The organism is Phaeodactylibacter luteus (assembly GCF_007993045.1).
GTDB classification, from domain to species: Bacteria; Bacteroidota; Bacteroidia; order Chitinophagales; family Saprospiraceae; genus Phaeodactylibacter; species Phaeodactylibacter luteus.
Map to the genome: position 1 here is coordinate 40,905 of NZ_VOOR01000031.1, position 18,844 is coordinate 59,748.

The window sequence follows — 18,844 nt, forward strand, 5'->3', positions numbered from 1 at the left end:
CGCTAGTGCCTTAAGTCATAAATCTCTGATACTTAAGTTGAAGTTGTTTTCCGGCTAATCAAGGCGAAGGTTCGCGACTTTAGCCCGAGCTAAAGGAGTGGTTCTTTAACGAAGAGTAGGCGGAAAAGAACGAAACTTGGGGTGGCAAGGATTGATGGCTTGAGGCACTAGGTCAGGTTTTGCCCACCATCAATAACTTGACGCCCGCAGCCTCCACTGCTTCCTGATAAAGCTCAGGCAAAGCCGCATCGGTGACGATGAGGTCCACTTCGGGCAGGCCACAAATGCGGCCAAAGCCTTTTTTGCCGAATTTGGAAGCATCTGCAAGTACCACTACCTGCTGTGCAGCCCGGCACATCTGAGCATTGAGGTGGGCTTCCATCATATTGGAAGTCGTCAGCCCAAAATCAGGGCTGATGCCATCTACGCTTAAAAAGAGGCGGTTGCAGGCAAAATGCCGCAGCATATCTTCGGCATAGGGCCCTACAGCAGACGCTGCGCTTTTCCGGACCACCCCCCCCAAGAGGACCAGCTCTAGGGCAGGATGTGCAGCCAAAGCCCCGGCTACGTTCAGGGCTGCAGTGAGCACCGTGCCCCTGAAGCTCCTTGGCAGGGCCCGTGCGAAAGCATCCACCGTAGTACCTGAACCAATGATAATGGCTTCGTCCGGTTGGAGCAGGCCCGCTGCTGCCTGTGCGATCAGCCGCTTCTCCTCCGCTCTGACATCCTGTTTTTCTGCTATCGGCCGGTCATTGACGAAAGCCGAAGGCAGGGAAGCCCCACCGTGGGAGCGCAACAGCAGCCCCTGCTCTTCCAGCAGCTGAAGGTCTTTGCGCACCGTCACAACGCTCACGCCCATCTCTTCTGCAAGCGATGCCACGCTTACCGCCCCTGCCGAATGTAGCTTCTCTGTGATGTACCGGTGCCGCTCTGCTATCCGCATGCTATTACTTTTTTGTGCCGCCAATATAGCAACACCCGATAAAAAAGGAAAATTTAAACCCTAATCACTTTCTTTTATTTACCTTTTTAATACTTTTACACTTCAATTAGAAACAAATGGACAGAAATAAAAACATATCGAAAGCCCAAGATGGCAATATAGAATGGGATATCGTTGTGATCGGCGGTGGGGCTTCAGGGCTGGGCATTGCGCTCGACGGGCTGTCGAGGGGGCTCTCCGTGCTGCTGCTGGAAAAGCATGATTTTGCGAAAGGCACTTCCAGCCGGAGTACCAAACTCTTGCATGGCGGGGTGCGCTACCTGGCGCAGGGGGACGTACAGCTCGTCTTGGAAGCCCTGCGCGAGCGAGGACGGATCATGAAAAACGCCCCGCATGTATCGCGCCGGCAAGCTTTCATCATCCCGCTGTACTCCTTATGGGGGCAGATCAAATACGGGCTGGGGCTAAAAATATACGATCTCATGGCCGGCAAGCTCCGGATCGGCCGTTCTACCCTCCTCTCCCGGAAAGCCACCTTAGAACAGCTCCCCAATGTCAACCCCAAAGGGCTAAAAGGGGGCGTAAAATACTATGACGGGCAGTTCGATGATGCCCGGCTCGCCATCAATGTGGCTCAGACTTGCGACGAGATGGGCGGATGCCTCCTCAACTATGCCAGTGTGTCAGCACTGCTGAAAGATGCTGATGGCCAAGTCACCGGCTGCCGGGCTACGGATGAGCTGAGCGGGCAGCCGTTCGAGGTAAGGGGCAAAGCCATTGTCAATGCTACTGGAGTATTTGCAGACCAAGTGCTGCGGATGGACCAGCCTAGCGCCCGGAAAAGCATTGTGCCGAGCCAGGGCATCCACCTTACCCTAGACCTTAGCTTCCTTGGCGGCCAGCAAGCCCTTATGATACCACAGACTTCTGACGGGCGTGTACTGTTTGGCATACCGTGGCATGGCCAGCTCATTGTGGGCACTACCGATACCTTGGTGGAGCAGCCCAGCCTGGAGCCAGAAGCACTGGAAAAGGAGATCAGGTTCATTCTGGACACCTGCGCACAGTACCTCGTGCGCCCGCCTAAGCGCTCTGATGTAAAAGCTGTCTTTGCAGGGCTGCGCCCGTTGGCTGCGCCGAAAGCAGAAGGCGCTTCTACCAAAGAAATCTCCCGCAGCCACAAGATCACCCTTTCAGAGAGCGGGCTGTTCTCTCTCATAGGCGGCAAGTGGACCACCTTCCGGCAAATGGGGGAAGATACCATCGACCGCATCATCCAAGAGCGGGGCTGGAATGGAGCCGCAGGCAGCCAATCTGCCAGCCGTGCTATACATGGGCACACAACCGGAGATGGCCGCGTGCCTGATGGGCACTGGGCGGTTTATGGCAGCGATGCAGCACAGATCAAGGCCTTGTCTAAAGCCCTGCAGGATGGAGCCCAACTGCTTGCGCATGGCTACCCGTATACCAAAGCAGAAGTGGTATGGATGGCCCGTCACGAGATGGCCATGCGGGTAGAAGATGTACTAGCCCGGCGCACCCGCCTGCTGTTCCTCGACGCGGCTGCCGCGCTATCTGCTGCACCTAAAGTAGCCCGCTGGCTGGCAGAGGAGCAGGGCCAAGGGCCTGTATGGGAAGAACAGGAAGTCCTCAGCTTTGCCCAGACCGCAGCCGCTTATCAGCTAAATGGGAGGGGCAAAACCAGCTGATCTGATTATTTTGCTATCGCCAAAGCGGGCCTGCCGCTAATTTTACCGCAACAAAAACGATATCCGCATGCATGGGAAAGAACAATACATCCTGGCGCTAGACCAAGGGACCACAAGCTCAAGGGCTATCCTTTTCGACCGGGAAGGCAAAATCACAGCCACTGCACAACGAGAATTTCAGCAGTTTTTCCCACAGCCCGGCTGGGTAGAGCACGACCCCATGGAGATCTGGTCTTCTCAGGCTGCTGTCGCCACCGAGGCCATTGCCAAAGCCAAGCTCAGCGCCAGCCAGATTGCTGCCATTGGGATCACCAATCAGCGGGAGACCACTATACTTTGGGACCGGCGCACCGGCGAGCCCCTCTACCCTGCTATCGTTTGGCAAGACCGCCGCACCGCTGCCCTGTGCAATGAATTGAAAGCACAGGGGCACAGCGAGATGATACGGGAAAAGACCGGGCTCCTCCCGGACGCCTACTTTTCAGGGACGAAAATCAAGTGGATACTGGACGAAGTGCCGGGCGCCAGGGAGAAAGCACAGCGGGGAGAGGCCTGCTTTGGCACCGTCGACAGCTGGCTCATCTGGAACCTGACTGGGGGCGCTTCCCACCTGACGGATATCACCAATGCCAGCCGGACACTGCTGTTCAATATACATACCCAGAAATGGGACAATGACCTGCTTGCCCTGCTCGGCATCCCCCCTTCCATCCTCCCGGAAGTCGTGCCAAGCAGCGGGCCTATCGCAAAGACCTCCGGCGATATTTTTTCTGCCCGCATCCCTATCTCCGGGATAGCCGGAGACCAACAAGCTGCCCTGTTCGGCCAATTGTGCACCGAGCCCGGCATGGCCAAAACCACTTATGGCACCGGGTGCTTTCTGGTCATGAACACCGGGGCCAAGCCTGTTGCGTCGAGCAACCAACTGCTGACGACTGTGGCCTGGAAGATAGCGGACGAAGTATCCTACGCACTCGAAGGCAGTGTCTTTATCGGAGGGGCTGCCATCCAATGGCTGAGGGACGGCCTACAGCTGCTCAGCAAAGCATCAGACAGCGAAGGGCTGGCCAGCAGCTTGGACAGCAACGAAGGGGTTTATTTCGTGCCCGCCTTGACCGGGCTTGGCGCGCCTTACTGGGACCAAGATGCGAGAGGGGCATTTTTTGGGCTCACCCGCGGCACAACCCGTGCCCACATGGCACGCGCAGCTCTGGAGTCTATCGCCTACCAAGTGCATGATGTGCTGCGGGCTATGGAGAAAGACAGCGGGGCTTCTATCCGAGAGCTGCGGGTAGACGGAGGGGCGAGCAGCAACCCCTTCCTTATGCAGTTCCAGACCGACATCCTGGGCAGCACCGTCCTCCGCCCTCAAGTGCTGGAGACGACCGCTCTAGGTGCCGCCTACCTTGCCGGGCTGGCGGTCGGCTTTTGGCGCAGCAAATCAGAACTCCAGTCGCTTTGGAAAGAAGACCGTGCATTCGAGCCGGCCATGAGCCGTGAAGCAGCGGAGCAGGCCCTGAAGTATTGGCAAAAGGCCGTAAACCGGGCCATGGGATGGGTTGAATAAGGCTATTCCGCCTGAATGGCTTCCCGGACCATTTCCTTGGCGTCTTCGGGGAAGTCTGCGCTCAGAAACCAGGAAGCGTAGGAAGGGGTGTCCGCTACCGGCTGCCCCCTGTGCTTCCCGAAGTTCCAGCACAGCACCCCTTCCTGATAGCAAAGCCTTCCGCTGATGTCGGCCCTAGGCTGCCCGCCCTGTGTCAGTTCAGCTATCCCTTCAGGGCTAATGGGCAGGTTCGGGAATTTTTTTAGCTGGTGCTGCAATACGATCAAGGTAGCCCTGATATCGGCCATCGCATCGTGCGCATCCTCCAATGCCGCTCCAGTGTAACGTTCGTAAGCCGCCTCCAGCCTATGGCTGTTGATGTGGCGCTCCAGCAGGAGGACATCCACAAAATGCACGCCCGGCTCGGGGAACCGCAGCCCGCACCGGCGGAATGCAGCAGCGAGCATGGGGATATCAAACTGCACTGCATTGTACCCAGCCAAGTCTGCACCACTGAACCAGTCGAACATGCTTTTAGCGTACTGCCGGAAAACTGGCTTGCCGGCCACCATTTCGTCGGAAATGCCATGCACAGCACTGGCTTGGGGCGGTATGGGCATCTCAGGGTTGACCAAGATGTTCTTTTCTTCGGTTTCCCCATTAGGGGACATCTTGATGGCGCCGATTTGTACAATCCGGTCGTTTTCGGGGTGCACCCCTGTAGTCTCCAGGTCAAAGAAAATGATAGGGCGGGACAATTGCATAATGGTGTGGGGTTGGGCTATGGTTTCGGTTAACTTATCAAGTTTAGCGCTCGCGCTCTTCCAAGAGGACTGCAGCGGACGCTGCCAGCTCGTGCCCTGGGTAGCGCTTTAGGAAAGCCTGGTAAAGGGCATGGGCGGTATCCTTACGGTTCAGATCGTTGCCCAAGGTGAACGCTTGCAGGAAAAGCGCCTGCGCAGCGGCGGGCCCTTCAGGATAAAGGGCTGCATAATCCTGCAGCAGCGCTGCTGCCTTTTCGTAGGCCCGGACGGAGCGGGCTATTTCGGCTGCAGAAAAAAGGATGCCCGGCCCATCATCCTCGTCCTTACAAATAGCCGTATACCAGCCGGCCTGCCGGATGTAGCGGTCTGCCAGCCGGAAATCGACCTGCATCAGGCTATCGTCAAAAACTTTGCCTTTGAGCTCTAGCAGCTGTTCCTCCGGGCTTTCCGCCATAGGAGCTTCCAGCCCATAAACCTTTTGCCCACAGGCCTGGAGGAAGACCGCAGTAGCTGAGTCCCTGAGCTCAACGGCATAGACAGAAGCTGCCATTTCCAAGGCTTTGGGCGCTGCCGAGCTGCCGGGATAGCGCTGAAGCAGCTGCCTCAGGGGCGCAAGGCACTCACTGTAGGCTTCTTGGCGGAACATCAGCCCGGCTGCCCGGTAAAGGTAAGCGGGGGCGTGGGCTTCGTCTTCAGGGTAGGCTGCAGCATAGGCTTGGTAGTGCTGGCTCAGTGCATCGAGGGCGGGCCCTCCCCCTTTGGCAGAGGCCAAAAGGGCTTCTTGCTCTTCAATATCCGCCCGGGCTTGTTTCTGCTCTGCATGGCATGCCCAAAGTAATATCAGCAGCATAAAAAGTGCGGGCTTTCGCATGGTGGTCCGGTTGACAGCGATTGAATGGGACCAAACTTACGAAATATGCCGGAATGCCGTGGGCGGGGCCCTCTGAATTTCCTGCTTGGGCAGCCAATTGTGGGGGCAAGCCGCCATGCAGCAGGTTGTAGGGCCAGGATGGGATCGGCCTAGCGCTGCGGAGGGGTTTAAGCCCGATAGGGCCGAGCGGACAGCGAGCCCCGGAGCATAGCGACCCCTGCTGACAGGCAGGGGTAGGCCCCTATCCTTGCGGAGGGGGCAGGGGCAGGCCCAAGGGAAGTACAACATAGCCTTGCCCGGCTGCCATCCTGGAAATGCGGCAGCACGCCTGCTGAACAAAGCAGGCCCTATGCTGTTTCCCCTTGCGAAACCAACGCGATATGCAGAAAATAGCCCTCTTCTGGTTCCGCAGGGACCTCCGCCTGCAGGACAATGCGGGCCTTTACCACGCCCTGAAATCGGGGCTGCCTGTGCTCCCGCTTTTCATTTTTGACCGAAACATCCTCGATGACCTTGACGACCGGGAAGATGCCCGTGTTGCTTTCCTGCATGAAAGGGTCGGGCACCTCAAATCAGCCTTGGAAGAGGGCTATGGCAGTAGTATGCTGGTCCGTTACGGATATCCGGAGGAAGTCTGGAAAGCACTGCTCGACGAATATGAGGTAGGGCAGGTCTACACCAACCGGGATTATGAGCCTTACGCTAAAAAGCGGGACGGTTCGGTTGCTCAGCTCGTGGAAGATGCCGGCGCGGGCTTCCATCATTTTAAGGACCACGTCATATTTGAGGCGGAGGAAGTACAAAAAAAAGCTGGGGGCACCTACACCGTTTTCACCCCCTACAGCCGTACCTGGAAGAGCAAATTGAAAGAGCGGATGTCTTCCTTTCAGACAGAAGATGGCGATCAGGAAGCCGTCTCTTATTATCTCAAACCCTACCCTACGCTAAAATATGCAAAGGCTTTTGCCACAGCAGCCCCCCTTCCCATGCCCTCGCTGAGCGATATGGGCTTTGCCCCTTCCGCGATAGAGATCCCTTCGGCTACCGTCAGCAGAAAGCTCATCAAGCACTACGATCAGACCAGGGACATCCCTTCCATCAACGGCACCTCCCGCCTTGGCATACACTTCCGATTTGGCACCATCAGCATCCGGCAGAAGGCCTGGCGGGCTTCAAAGCTCAACGAGACTTTCCTCAATGAGCTCATCTGGAGGGATTTCTACGCTCAGATCCTAGACGAGAACCCGCATGTGGCCAACCGCTCTTTCAGGGAAGCCTACGACCACATAGAATGGCGCAATGATGAAACGGAGTTCAAAAAATGGTGCGAGGGGAAAACAGGCTATCCTATCGTAGACGCCGGCATGCGCGAGCTCAACCAAACCGGGTATATGCACAACCGGGTGCGCATGATCACGGCCTCCTTCCTCACCAAGCACCTGCTCATCGACTGGAGATGGGGCGAAGCCTACTTTGCTAAGAAGCTCTTAGACTACGACCTGGCCAGCAACAACGGCGGCTGGCAATGGGCTGCGGGCAGCGGCACAGACGCCGCCCCCTACTTCCGGGTCTTCAACCCAACTGCTCAGCAGCAGAAATTCGATAAGGAGTACAAGTACATCAAGCAATGGGTGCCTGAATTTGGGACGAGCCGGTACCCTAAGCCCATAGTGGACCACAAAATAGCCCGCGAACGGTGCCTGGAGACGTACAAGGCTGCCCTGGGCTAGCCTTTAGCCGAGGCTAGAGCCCGGTGCATCTGGCATTTGCCAGCTTAAGCCCCCTGCCGCCCGGAGCATTGCCCTCATGTGCCGCTTACGATCTCCAATGCCTGCTGAACCTCCTTTGCATAAGCGATGGCCTGCTGCAAGTCTTTGTTGACCACGGTAGCGTGCCCCATTTTCCGGTAAGGCTTGGTTGTTGACTTGCCGTAAAGGTGCAGGTGGACCCCGGGCATAGCCAGGCATTTTTCAAGCCCTTTGTAGTAAGCAGGGCCCGTGTGGCCCGGAGCGCCAAGCAGGTTGACCATAACCGAAGGAGCTTTCATTTCCGTACTGCCGAGCGGCAGGTTGAGCACGGCGCGCAGGTGCTGCTCAAACTGAGAGGTGTAACAGCTGTCGATGGTATGGTGCCCGCTGTTGTGCGGCCGGGGCGCCACTTCGTTCACCAGCAGCTGCCCATCTTTATCAAGGAACAGCTCTACAGCCAGCAGGCCGCACAATCCAAAAGCTTCAATGACATCAACTGCGAGGGCTTCTGCTGCGGCTTCCTGCTCAGCACTGATGGCAGCTGGGCAGAAAAGGAATTCCACCAAATTGGCTACCGGGTTGAAGGCCATCTCCACCGCAGGGAAGCAGCGGGTCTCCCCTTGTTCGTTGCGGGCGACAATGACCGCAATTTCTTTTTCCATCTCCACCAGCTCTTCTGCCAGGCAAGGCCCGCTGAGCAGGCGGCTGTCGAGGTCCTCTTCGCTGCGGATGATGCTCACCCCTTTCCCATCGTAGCCTGCTGTGCGGGTTTTCTGCACAAAGGGCAAGGGCTGTCCCCCTTCAGCGACAGCCCGGCGCAAGGCGTTCTCATCTTCATACAAACGGAAGGGGGAAGTAGGGATGCCATGTGTTGCGTAGAACTCCTTTTGCAGGCCTTTGTCCTTGATGATATCCAGCTTATCTGGGGCCGGATGAATCTTCACCCCTTCTTCCTCTAAGCGATGGAGGGCTTCGGTATTGACGTGCTCGATCTCGATGGACAGCACGTTCATTTCGCGGCCAAAACGGTAGACATCATCGTAATTCTTAAAGTCGCCATGCTGCAAAAAAGGCGTGGCCCGGCCAGCGGGGAAACTATGGTCTTGCTCTAGGGCGTAGACCGGGAGGTGCCAGTTGGAAGCTGCCTGTGCCAGCATTTTGCCCAGCTGCCCGCCGCCGAGGATGCCCAGCTTGAAATCGGGGTGGAGGATGGAATCCTGATAAGCCATGTCTGAAAGGGTATTTTGCTGCAAAACTAAGGATACCCGCTGGCAATTCCGACCGCAGCCTTGGCTTTGGCAGAAAATATGTGCGGATCACAAGCCCGCTTTCAACCTCGGAGGGCTTACCTTGGTTTATTGGAAAGGCGGGGCGAAACTACAATTAAGCCCTTAACTTTGTATCTTGGGCGGCCAGTGCGGCGGCCAGCGCACTGGCCGCCGATATTCTGGCCGACAACCAATCCAAAGACTTATGCTTATCAAAAATGGGGCCTTGCTTGCTGTACTATTGCTGCTCAGTGCCTGCAGCGGCCAAAGCGGAGCGCCGGCTACGGAGAAGTCCATACAAGAAATCCGGAGCGAAGGGCCTATCCGCAATGCGGACATCATCCGCAACCCCGTTTCTGCCAACGACCCTATCGATACGGTCAATGTAGCCAAGATCACTTTTGATGAAAAAGCTTACGAGTTTGGCGAAGTGGCCGAAGGCGAAGTAGTAGAGCACACTTTTTCGTTCACCAATACCGGCAAAGCCCCCCTCATCATACAGGGCGCCCGCTCTACTTGTGGCTGTACGGTGCCCAGCTGGCCCGAGGGGCCGATAGCGCCGGGCGAGACCGGTTCATTGCATGTACGTTTTGATACCAAGAATAAAAAAAGCAGGCAAGTGAAGCCGGTCACTGTGACGGCCAACACCTACCCCGCTACTACACAAGTCTACCTGAGGGGCTTTGTAAAAGAGGAGGGGCGATAGGTTTGGCATTACTTTTAAAAATTAGACTCTAAACAATGATAACAACAGATTTGATCCTCCTTCAAGCCGGGAACGCAGGCATGATGAACCTTATCTTCATCGGTGCCATGATCGTCATTTTCTGGCTTTTCATGATCCGCCCACAGCAAAAACGGCAGAAAGAGCAGCAAGCTTTCAGCGACAGCCTGCAAAAGGGCGATGAGGTGGTCACGGCCAGTGGGCTGATTGGCCGCATCAATAAATTGGACGACTACGAGGCCACCCTTGAAGTATCCAATAAAACTTTCGTACGTGTTTTGCGCAGCGCCATTTCCAAGGAAATGACCGCCAGCCATGCCGGGGCCAACCAAAAAGATGCAGAGACCAAAGCTTAACCTGCAACGGTTCAAGATACAGGGAGACCGGGCAATACTCATGGCTTGCATGGGTATTGCGCTGGTTTTTTGGCTCTTGATCAAGCTTTCTCAGACCTACCGCGCAGAAAAACAGGTCGGGTTCGACATCGAGCTGCCCGATCACAAAACGCTGGCCCACCTCCCCCCAGCCGACTTTGTCGCCAGCCTCGAAGGGACCGGATGGGACCTCCTGCTCGATCACTTCCGGGCACGCCGCCTGACCCTCACCTACGATATGCAGGAGACCAATCAGCTGGCCCTCGGCAGGGGGCAGCTGCGCACAGACATCAAAGCCCGGCTCTATTCCAATGACATCCGTATCATTGAAGTCAATTACGACAACCTCAACCTTATCGCCGAGCCCCTGGCTCAGAAGAAAGTGCCAGTACAGCTGCGCCAGCAGCTCAGCTTTGCCCCGGAGCATCAGCTCAAAGGCAACATCCTGCTCACGCCTGACTCCGTCTTGCTCACCGGCCCCAAATCGCTGATCGAGCAGTACGGGTCCTGGCCAACCGATTCCCTGGTTTTATCGGGCCTGGAGCAGTCTCAGGCACGGTCTTTACCCCTTGCGCGCCCGCCCGTAGAAGTATCCTGCAGCCCGGGCACCGTCACTGCGGAGATTGAGGTGGAGCCCTTTACGGAAAAATCGGTCTATGTCCCGCTTGTCGTGCGCAATGCTCCGGACAGCCTGCGGGTTTTTCCAGATAAAGTGACCGTGACCTGCAAAATCGGGCTCAGTTATTACGATCAGATCAACAGCAGCGGCTTCCAGGCAGAAATCGACCTGAAAGGGGTAGCCCTCAACAGCGCCGGCAACACCATCCCCATCAGGCTTACCCGCAAACCCGCTTTCGCCCTTTCCGTCTACTTCACGCCCAAGTCGGCCAAATTCTTTTTTGTAGAGCCAGCCGATACCCTCAGCTTGCCCGCTCAGCCTTCAGAATAGCCCAAGCTACTGGGCGCAAACCAGATTATCGATCTTCTTTGGACTGCCCCTGCCGCAATGTGAGGGGGCCTGCCCCTGCCAGTGGGCAGGTGCCGCTATGCTCCGGGGCTCGCTGTCCGCTCGGCCCTGTCGGGCTTACACCCCTGCGCAGCGCTAGGCCAATGCCAGGCTATCGTATAAACACCTCCTATATTTGGGTTTACGCCCGAGCTATTCGTACCTCACGTCCAGCCGGAGTTCCCACATATAAGCCACCACTTCCTCCCACATATACCATTCATAATGCGGCCCTCTGAAGTGCACGGCCAGCATATAGCCATAATACAGGAGCACCAGCCATACCGCCACAAGGAAGATTTTTGGCAGCCACCACCGGCTGCCCATCACGTTGGAGAACAGCCAGGCCATTGGCACTGCCAGGAAAACATAGTATTCCACAAAATTGCGGTGGCCAAAAGCCCCCCCAAACCACCAGCACCACCAGCTCGCAGTAAGGTAGTAGGTCACCAGCCACATCAGCATGATCACGCCCATATTATAGCGGTTGCGCCACATGCCCAAAAAGCCGCCCAAAAGGGGCAAGGCCATCATCGGGCTGAAGAGCAGCCATCCATTTTTGATATCGAACAGGACCTTCCAAAACTCCGGCGCTGACCAGTTGAACCCCTCCTCCCCGTATGAGTAGATGAGCCAATCGCCCGAAAGGTATTTCCAATAGGCCAGCTGAGGCAGGAATACCAGGGCAGCGGCTAAGGGGGCCAGCCAAAGGTGGCGAGCTTCCCGGGCCACAAACTGCAACCGCACTACAAACCCTTGCCAACTGCGCACGTCGTATAGGCCCAAGAACAACAGCACCAGCATATTGGTAGGCCGGATGAGGGTGATCAGCCCCAACAGCAGCCCCATCCCGGCACTGCGCCAAGGGCCTGGCTTTTGGTAAAAGCCGGGCGCCAGCCAAAACCAGAGCGCAAACAAGAAGAAGGAATAGACGTGCGACATGCCCGGCTCCTGCAGCACATAATGGTATAGGTTGGTCCCTAAAAATAAGCCAGTGACAACCATCATGGCCACGCCGGGCTTAAAGTGCCGCAATAGCGACAGGTGCAACAGCCACAAGCCCAGAAATCCGTAAAAAATGCCTGCTGCCTGCAGACCGTAGAGGTAAACATCGCTGTAGCCGTCCGCTTTTCTGCCCGAAGCAAGGGCCAGCAGATGTGCTATGCCAAAGAAAGGGGCCTCTAGCATAGCTACCCCGCAGGTGTATTTGGTAAACCGCTTGTTGGTGCCTTCGTAATTGAAAAATTGGTCTGTAGTGCGGACATCAAGCCCTTCAAAACCATCGTCATGGACAAACAGAGCGCGCAGATAAAGGTAGTACCCCTCAGCGTCAGACCAGATCATCCCCCGGTGGAAACGCCCGCCCAGGTTCAGGGCCCGGTAGCCTGCAAACAGCAGTAGGATGAGCAGGTAATACCGGGCAAGCCATTGCCCTCCATTTTTCAGCCCGGTCAACAATACATTCATAGGTCCAGGTGTTGTAAGCGCCCGTTATCGGGCAAGCACTAAGGTGCCCAGGTGTTCATTGGCACCATCCCAAATACGGTAGTGGTAAACGCCGTTGGGGAGCTGCCCCGGCAGTACTTCTTTCTCGAAAGCTGCTCCCGGGCTGACCGGCCAGACTTGGCGCTGCACCACTTTCCCTAACATATCAATCAGCTCCAGCGCCAGCTCCTCTCCTGCCACCTCTTCTACACTGACCGTGAAAGAAGAGCGGACCGGGTTAGGGAAGACCTTCACCGGCAGGGGGCGGGGGAACCCCACCTTCAAGGTATTAGAAAAGCGGTAAGCCCCATTGGCAGTGACCGCTCTGACCCGATAGTTGTTTGTCCCTTTCCTGGGCCCATCATCGAAGAAATCATAACGGCCGGCACCGGTAGCCGCCACCTGCCCAATGGGCTCGAACTGATAGGGGTCGGGGCTGCGCTCCACCAGATAATACGCCATGCTGTCTTCCGCAGTAGTCTCCCAATGCAAAGCCACGCCTGCCCCCTCAGGCGCACCCTCAAGGGCGGCCCACGCTACGAAAGGCTCCCCGCAATAGGGATAGATGCGCTGCACTACGGTTGTGCTCAGCCCGCCAGGGTCAGCAACAGTCAGCTCGGTGCGGTACCAGTACAGCTCTTCCTGGCAGCCCAATGGGCTGATGAGGGCAAAACTCCTCGGGTTAAAATCGACGGGGTCGGGGTGGAAGTGGTCGTTGTGGTGCAGGAAAGTCCGCCATTGATAAGTCAGCTCTTCTGCTGAATGCTCAGCATCCGCCACATCAGCTATAAGGGGGAGCAGGGTCGTCCCTTGGTCAAGGGGATAGCGCCAGCCATCCTCAAAGCTGCTGATGCGCACCTGAGGCGGGGTATTATCCAGGGAAACTACGGCTTCGTCAGCATCCTCAGCGCCCAGGCTGTCGGCGACGGTCAGCTTCACCGTATAGCTCCCGCTGCCGGTAAAAGTATGGCTTACGTTGACCCCTTCGGCGGTCTGCCCGTCCCCAAAGTCCCAGTGGTAAGCGACCAGGGGCAGGTTGGTATCATAAGAAGCGGAAGCATCAAAATCAACAGTAAGGGGGGCAGCCCCAAAGAACTGTTCCGCCCCGATGTCTGCCACCGGCGGGGGGTTGCCCCCGAAGCTGATTTGGTGCACCTTGCCGTCCAGGCCGATATAGTAGAGCTTGCCATCGGCAGGGTTAGCAGCAAGGTGGATGATGTCCCGGGCGTTGCCATGGAAAGGCTCGACGTGCAGCAAGCGTTGTTGTTCGTCAAAATCCGCCACCTTGATCCAGCCGCTAAAGTCTACCATAAAATACTTCCCACGGTACTGTTCCGGGAAATGCTCGTGCTCATAAAAGGCCCCGGCAAGAGAAGAGAAGCCATCGAACACCTCGGCCCCCTCCAGCCCGGATGCTGCCGTACCGAGGTTGGCACCGGTATAAAAGCCCTGTTCGTCAAAGACCGGCACCTGTGCCCGGGTTGGGGGGTTCCACTTGGCATTGCTCCAGAGCAGGGCCGGCATAGTGCCCACCATATAATCTTCTACAGGCACCTGATCGTTGCAAGGGTTGGGGGGCACCGTATGCCCGCCCTGACGTGGGTTGACGTACAGGTCTTTGAAGTCGAAGAACTCCTCATCGCAGCCATTGCCATATAGCGGATTGGGGCGCAGCTGATTGGGCGGAGGCTCGGCCGTGAAATAAGGCCAGTGTGCGCCCAGCCCTTCCATGATGGGCCAGCCAAAGTTCTGGCCGGGCTGAGTAGCGATATTGAGCTCTTCCCAAGCACCGTTGCCGACATCGCCGATGTAAATGGCCCCCGGGTTGCCGTCTTCCGGGTAATGACTGCCCGTATTGGGCCGGATATGTATGCGGTAAGGGTTGCGGAGGCCCAAGGCCCAGGTCCGGGAAGCTGCAGAACGCGGGGCTTCCGCCTCGTAGTAAGGGTTGCTGCGCAGCCCCTCCCCAGTCTCAGCATCGATCCGCAAGATTTTGCCATTGAGGTTGCCCAAATACTGCGCCCGGTAAGACCCCAAGTCTTGATCGGGGGAGATCACCCCAGCCGCAATCGCCTCTGATGCCATCGTGCCGAACTCATCCCCGCCTATGTCTATCCCCCCATTGCCGGTAGCATCTCCAGAACTGACGAGCAAGGTCCCATCGGCAGCCATGGCAAGGCTGCCCAGCCCGTGGAACTCGTACAACAGCGGGATGCCATCGGCCAAAGCCTCCCCCAGGAGCACCTTCCGGCTGCCCTCCAGCACACGCAGGTAGGCCGTCGTGGGGTCAGCCCGGTAGCGTACTACCCGGCCAATAGTGGGCGCCCAAGTGACGGTAGTGTCCGGGTGGTATGCCGGTGTCCCGAAATACGCATAATGGTGGAGGTCTAGTGCATACAAAAGATAAAAGTAGCCGTTTGCAAGAAAATCATTGTCCAGCGTAAAGCCCATCAAGCCATGGTCTTTCCAGTTGCTGACTTCCTCCGAAATATCGATCAATGGCTCATCGTAGAGGTTGCCTTCTGCATCTGCAACCCGCACTACACCTTTCTTCTCCCAAATGTACATGCGGCCGTTGTCGTCGAATGTCAGGCCCACCGGGTAATCCAGCCCTTCCACATAGTCCACATCGTAGAAGCCTTCCGGGAGGTCCTGTGCCATAGCAGGGGCCAGTGCGAGCATCAGCAAGCAAACAAAGCTGGGGGTAATTTTCATGGTACGCTACGTTATAATCCTAAAATCTGACTGCCTTCTCCGGCACTGAAAAGCCTTCTGAGGCCTTGGCCCTGATAAGACTCCACTACGATGACCGCAGGGCCAAACTCAGGCTTCTTCTGATAGGCTGCAAAGCCCTGATCACAATCGGCCAATTCACAATCTTTTACACGGAGCACGGACAAATCTTTGCTCGCCATCCCGATCACTGCGCCTTTGATGGCAGTGCCCACTACGGTAACGTCGCTTTCCTCCCCAACGCTGATTCCTTTGTCCCCGTTTTTTCGGAGCTGGCAATCCGAAATGGTGACCGTGCTGCCCGAAAAATCAAGCCCATCGTTGCCAGTCTGCTCCAGCCTACAGTTGCGGACGCCCCCTTTGCAGAAGTCTGCATCAAAACCATCGGAAAAGGTTTCGCCAATATAGGAGTCTGCCAGCTCAAATTCAGAGCGGACCGTATTGAGGGCGTCCTCTGAGCGGTTCTTTATGATGGCGCAGTGGCTCAGGCTCACGGGGGCCTCATAAAAAGTGAGCGCCCCGGTCAGTTGCCAGCGCCCTTCACGCGGAGCCCCCAGCCCTTCCGCCATCAGGTAGCGGGCTGTGGAGGGGCCGCCGGGGGAAAGCACAGCCAGCCCACCGCCGTCTCTGGCCGGGGAAACAACCCGCACCGGCCGGCCGGCCGTGCCCATGGCCTGCAATGGGCTGAAGCTGATGAGGGATGCCCCGCGCGACAGCTCGATGACAGCGCCCGCTTCCATGACCAATTGATAGCCCGGTGGCACAACGAGCGTTTCCCGCAGCTCATGCCGCCCTTCAGGGAAAAGGACGGCCCCCTCTTCTACACGGTAGCTCTGCCCGGGCTTCAGCCCTGCAAGGCCCCTGAGGCGCTGCATATCCGTAGGAAAGCCGGGGGCTGCGTAAGGCAAAATGGGGGCCGAGAAAAGGGTGTCCAGGCCAGGCACTTTAAAAAACAAATGCGTGGCCGCTGCGCTGACCCTGACCTCCGTAAACTCCGGGGGGAGCTGCTCCTGCTGTACCTGCTCCTCTAGAAAGCCGCCCTGCTGAAGGGCGCTGTCCTTCCTCAGGCGCTCAGCGTAAGCGCGGGGGGGGCGTGCGGGCAGCAGTACATCTAGCCCGGCTGATGGCTGCTCCTCCCGCAAGCCATACCCTACAAGCCTCAAAGGCAAATGATGCCGGTTGCATACCCAAAGCTGACGGTCTGGCCCTAAGACCGACTGCGTGTAAGCAGCCAGGCTGAAAGGCTCGAACGGGAGGAGCAAACTGTGCACGTAAGCGCCCTCCCGCTGATAGTCTTGCAGGGAGGGCTTGTACTCCGGGTATTCGGCCTGAATGGCCTGCAAGCGGGCGCTCCACTGCCCAGCCAGCGTATCGAGCTGTGCCCGCCAGGCGGCGGCAGAACTGAGCCGGTGCAGGGCTTCTAAGTAAGCCGCTGTGAAATCTTCTTCCTGGAAGAGCTGAGCGATCAGGGGGTGGCTGACCGGGGCAAAACCGGACAGCGCCCCACCGCCTAGCAAGCGGTAGAGCGGGGGCGGCTTGCCGCCGTACCCGTCAAAACCTATGGGCTCCAGCAGCCCGGTGATGGGGTTGTAGTAAAAACGCTGATTGTGCCAGGCCAGGCCGTGCCGGGCGTTCACCAAATCGCAATAAGCCAGGTAGACGGCCATCTTTGGCAAGTCGAATATGGCCCGGGCGGGCACCTCGCCGCGGCGGTACTGCTCCATGAGGCTGCGGGCTTCCAGGATCTGCTCGGCAACCGCAGGGTTCTCTTCTGAGGGCTTATCGTCAAAAGGCGCGATCTCAGCGCTATAGGCCGTACCCGTCCGGTAGGCAGCGCCAGGCTTTACATAGCCGTGGGCGGAAAGCTGCCGCCCGATCGTTGCCCAATAAGCATCCTCCTCAAACTTCATGATCGGCCCTTCTCTACGGTTACGGGACTCAACCAGCTGTTTTTCAAAATGCTCTTCCCAAGCGTAAACCCCCAAAGATTCGCCATTCAGCAGCAGCTCGACAAAATCGTAGCGGGTGGTCAGGACATCGGCAGACTCCAGCAGCTGATGGAAAAGCCACTCGTGGAGGTGGTAGCGGGCGTGGGGGGCATGTAGGGAGAAGGTGCGCACCCGGTTCCAGGCCTGGCCGCTTTCCAGCTTCACCCGAAACGACCATTTGTCGCCCTGCAAGTGGTCTAGCCAATCGCCTTTGAGGCGGACCCTGGCAGGCAGCTCACTGCCGTTTTCCGCAATAAAACCAGCAGCCACCCAATCGAGCCCATCACTGGAAAGGATGCCTCGCTGAAGGGCTTTTTCCCGGTTGGCCTGTAATGTTTTCATGCCCCCAGGCCCTATGCTCAGCTCCACCCTTGGGAGCTCAAAAGCTTCCGGTGCGGGCAGGGCTTCCAAGGTGAAGTCATCAAACCAGGCTTCCGACTCCCCATTCCCATATACATATACCTTAACGCGCTCGGCCTGCCCACGGTAGGGGATGCTGAAGCGGACCTCCAGCCGTTCCCAGCCTTCGCCATCCCGCTCCAGTGCGATGTTCTCCTGCCAATACCGTGGCTGTGCCCCCCCTTCCAGGCTCACCGCCAAGTACGTATCCTGACGGCCCGACTGCTTACGCCAGATGCTGGCTTTCCAAGCAGTGCCCGGCTTTGGGCGCTCCTGTGTATAGCCCAGCCCATACTGCAGCCCCTCCCCTAAAGGCAAATGGCTGCTGTACTGCCCATTGCGGGCAAAGGCTGCAGACTGTGTCGCCCCTCCGGCAAACTCCTGCCCACGGGAGCGGAAATTGCCCCCTTTCACCCGTTCGGCGCCACAATACAGCACCCCTTCCGGAAGCTCCTCGTAAGGGGACGGCTCGGGCCAGAGCGCGGCCATGGCCAGCAGCAGGCAAGCTCCGCCCAGGATGATGAACAGCCGCCTTGCCGCAAGTGCCCTTGCCCGTTTGTGCTCGTCATGTATGATCATAGGCTAGACGATAAGTTCTGGCTGGTCAACAATCGAGAGCCGGGTAGAGGGCGACAGCGCTTTCACCTCTTCCTTGAGAGCAGCCAGGGACTTGAGGTCGCGGGCACGGGCGATGAAGGAAAGCTCCATCCCCTGCTCCAGGGTGTCCATGCGTTTGAGGGAGACAAAGGGCAGGTGAGAGGACAACAGCCGGGTGATTTTCTCCAGGTCTTCTATATCCGTAGTGAGCTGAATGAACAGGCGGCCCTCCTGCCGTTCCGGCTGCTGTTTCCAAATGAGCTTGCTGATGTAGAGGATGCCCAAAATCAAAGCCAATGCGACCACTGCCAAAACCGGTTGGTTGGCCCCGCCGGCCAGCCCCATGCCGATGGCGATAAAAAGGAAGGTCAGCTCCTCCGGGTCTTTGATGGCAGCCCGGTAGCGGACGATGGAGAGGGCGCCCACCAGGCCAAGGCTAAGCGCGATGGACGACTTCACGATCATGATGATGAGCAGGGTGCCTAGGGCCAGGGGCAGGAAGTTGTTGGCAAAACGCCGCCGGTTGGAGATGGCCTGCCCAAAATGAATGTAAAACAACCGCAGCAGTGAAACTAAAATGGCGGTCACCAAGATATTGAGCAGGAATTCATCCAAAGGGACATTATTCGAAAATTCCTGTATGTACTGTTCTTGGAGCTGTTGTAGCAAATCCATAATGATGTGGCAGT

General features: G+C 57.4%; 14 protein-coding genes. 6 read left to right on the plus strand and 8 right to left on the minus strand.

Annotated elements, in window-relative coordinates; all coding sequences use genetic code 11:
* Window positions 1-172: 172 nt before the first annotated feature.
* Window positions 173-943, minus strand: a complete 771-nt coding sequence (locus FRY97_RS14480) for a DeoR/GlpR family DNA-binding transcription regulator (RefSeq protein ID WP_147168268.1) — start codon at window positions 941-943, stop codon at window positions 173-175.
* Window positions 944-1,059: 116 nt separating this feature from the next.
* Between FRY97_RS14480 and FRY97_RS14485 the strand changes: the two genes are divergently transcribed.
* Together FRY97_RS14485 and glpK are read left to right on the plus strand one after the other, a co-directional pair.
* Window positions 1,060-2,652: a glycerol-3-phosphate dehydrogenase/oxidase gene (locus FRY97_RS14485; RefSeq protein ID WP_147168269.1), complete on the plus strand. Its 1,593-nt coding sequence runs from the start codon at window positions 1,060-1,062 to the stop codon at window positions 2,650-2,652.
* A gap of 67 nt (window positions 2,653-2,719) precedes the next feature.
* The gene (gene glpK, locus FRY97_RS14490; protein WP_147168270.1) at window positions 2,720-4,219 is read left to right on the plus strand and encodes a glycerol kinase GlpK; all 1,500 of its coding nucleotides are present in this window, start codon (window positions 2,720-2,722) and stop codon (window positions 4,217-4,219) included.
* Between the two features lie 2 nt (window positions 4,220-4,221).
* Here the strand turns inward: glpK and FRY97_RS14495 are convergent, their stop codons facing one another.
* Window positions 4,222-4,962 carry a 3'-5' exonuclease gene (locus FRY97_RS14495; protein ID WP_147168271.1) on the minus strand — a complete coding sequence of 247 codons (741 nt, stop codon included), beginning with the start codon at window positions 4,960-4,962 and terminating at the stop codon, window positions 4,222-4,224.
* A gap of 43 nt (window positions 4,963-5,005) precedes the next feature.
* Complete coding sequence (locus tag FRY97_RS14500) at window positions 5,006-5,812, minus strand: tetratricopeptide repeat protein (RefSeq protein ID WP_170254659.1); 807 nt, start codon at window positions 5,810-5,812, stop codon at window positions 5,006-5,008.
* Window positions 5,813-6,213: 401 nt separating this feature from the next.
* Between FRY97_RS14500 and FRY97_RS14505 the strand changes: the two genes are divergently transcribed.
* Window positions 6,214-7,563 (plus strand): cryptochrome/photolyase family protein, encoded by a 1,350-nt coding sequence (locus FRY97_RS14505; RefSeq protein WP_147168273.1) that lies wholly within the window; start codon window positions 6,214-6,216, stop codon window positions 7,561-7,563.
* Between the two features lie 74 nt (window positions 7,564-7,637).
* Here FRY97_RS14505 and FRY97_RS14510 read toward each other — a convergent pair whose 3' ends face one another.
* Window positions 7,638-8,810, minus strand: coding sequence for a 5-(carboxyamino)imidazole ribonucleotide synthase (locus FRY97_RS14510; RefSeq protein ID WP_147168274.1), 1,173 nt, complete (start codon window positions 8,808-8,810; stop codon window positions 7,638-7,640).
* Between the two features lie 244 nt (window positions 8,811-9,054).
* Here FRY97_RS14510 and FRY97_RS14515 point away from each other — a divergent pair, with 244 nt between their 5' ends.
* The 3 genes from FRY97_RS14515 to FRY97_RS14525 are packed head-to-tail and all read left to right on the plus strand — an operon-like array spanning window position 9,055 to window position 10,896.
* Window positions 9,055-9,555, plus strand: coding sequence for a DUF1573 domain-containing protein (locus FRY97_RS14515; RefSeq protein WP_147168275.1), 501 nt, complete (start codon window positions 9,055-9,057; stop codon window positions 9,553-9,555).
* A 35-nt stretch (window positions 9,556-9,590) separates the two neighbouring features.
* Window positions 9,591-9,929 (plus strand): preprotein translocase subunit YajC, encoded by a 339-nt coding sequence (gene yajC / locus FRY97_RS14520; protein ID WP_246141738.1) that lies wholly within the window; start codon window positions 9,591-9,593, stop codon window positions 9,927-9,929.
* A complete protein-coding gene (locus FRY97_RS14525; protein WP_147168276.1) occupies window positions 9,910-10,896 on the plus strand; it encodes a CdaR family protein in 987 nt (328 codons plus the stop codon). Before yajC ends, FRY97_RS14525 begins: the two co-directional genes overlap by 20 nt.
* 210 nt (window positions 10,897-11,106) lie before the next feature.
* Here FRY97_RS14525 and FRY97_RS14530 read toward each other — a convergent pair whose 3' ends face one another.
* The 4 genes from FRY97_RS14530 to FRY97_RS14545 are packed head-to-tail and all read right to left on the minus strand — an operon-like array spanning window position 11,107 to window position 18,830.
* Window positions 11,107-12,420 (minus strand): hypothetical protein, encoded by a 1,314-nt coding sequence (locus FRY97_RS14530; protein ID WP_147168277.1) that lies wholly within the window; start codon window positions 12,418-12,420, stop codon window positions 11,107-11,109.
* A 24-nt stretch (window positions 12,421-12,444) separates the two neighbouring features.
* Window positions 12,445-15,153, minus strand: coding sequence for a PKD domain-containing protein (locus tag FRY97_RS14535; RefSeq protein WP_147168278.1), 2,709 nt, complete (start codon window positions 15,151-15,153; stop codon window positions 12,445-12,447).
* Between the two features lie 11 nt (window positions 15,154-15,164).
* Complete coding sequence (locus FRY97_RS14540; protein ID WP_147168279.1) at window positions 15,165-18,137, minus strand: CotH kinase family protein; 2,973 nt, start codon at window positions 18,135-18,137, stop codon at window positions 15,165-15,167.
* Between the two features lie 3 nt (window positions 18,138-18,140).
* Window positions 18,141-18,830: a DUF4956 domain-containing protein gene (locus FRY97_RS14545; RefSeq protein WP_147168280.1), complete on the minus strand. Its 690-nt coding sequence runs from the start codon at window positions 18,828-18,830 to the stop codon at window positions 18,141-18,143.
* Window positions 18,831-18,844 lie beyond the last annotated feature (14 nt).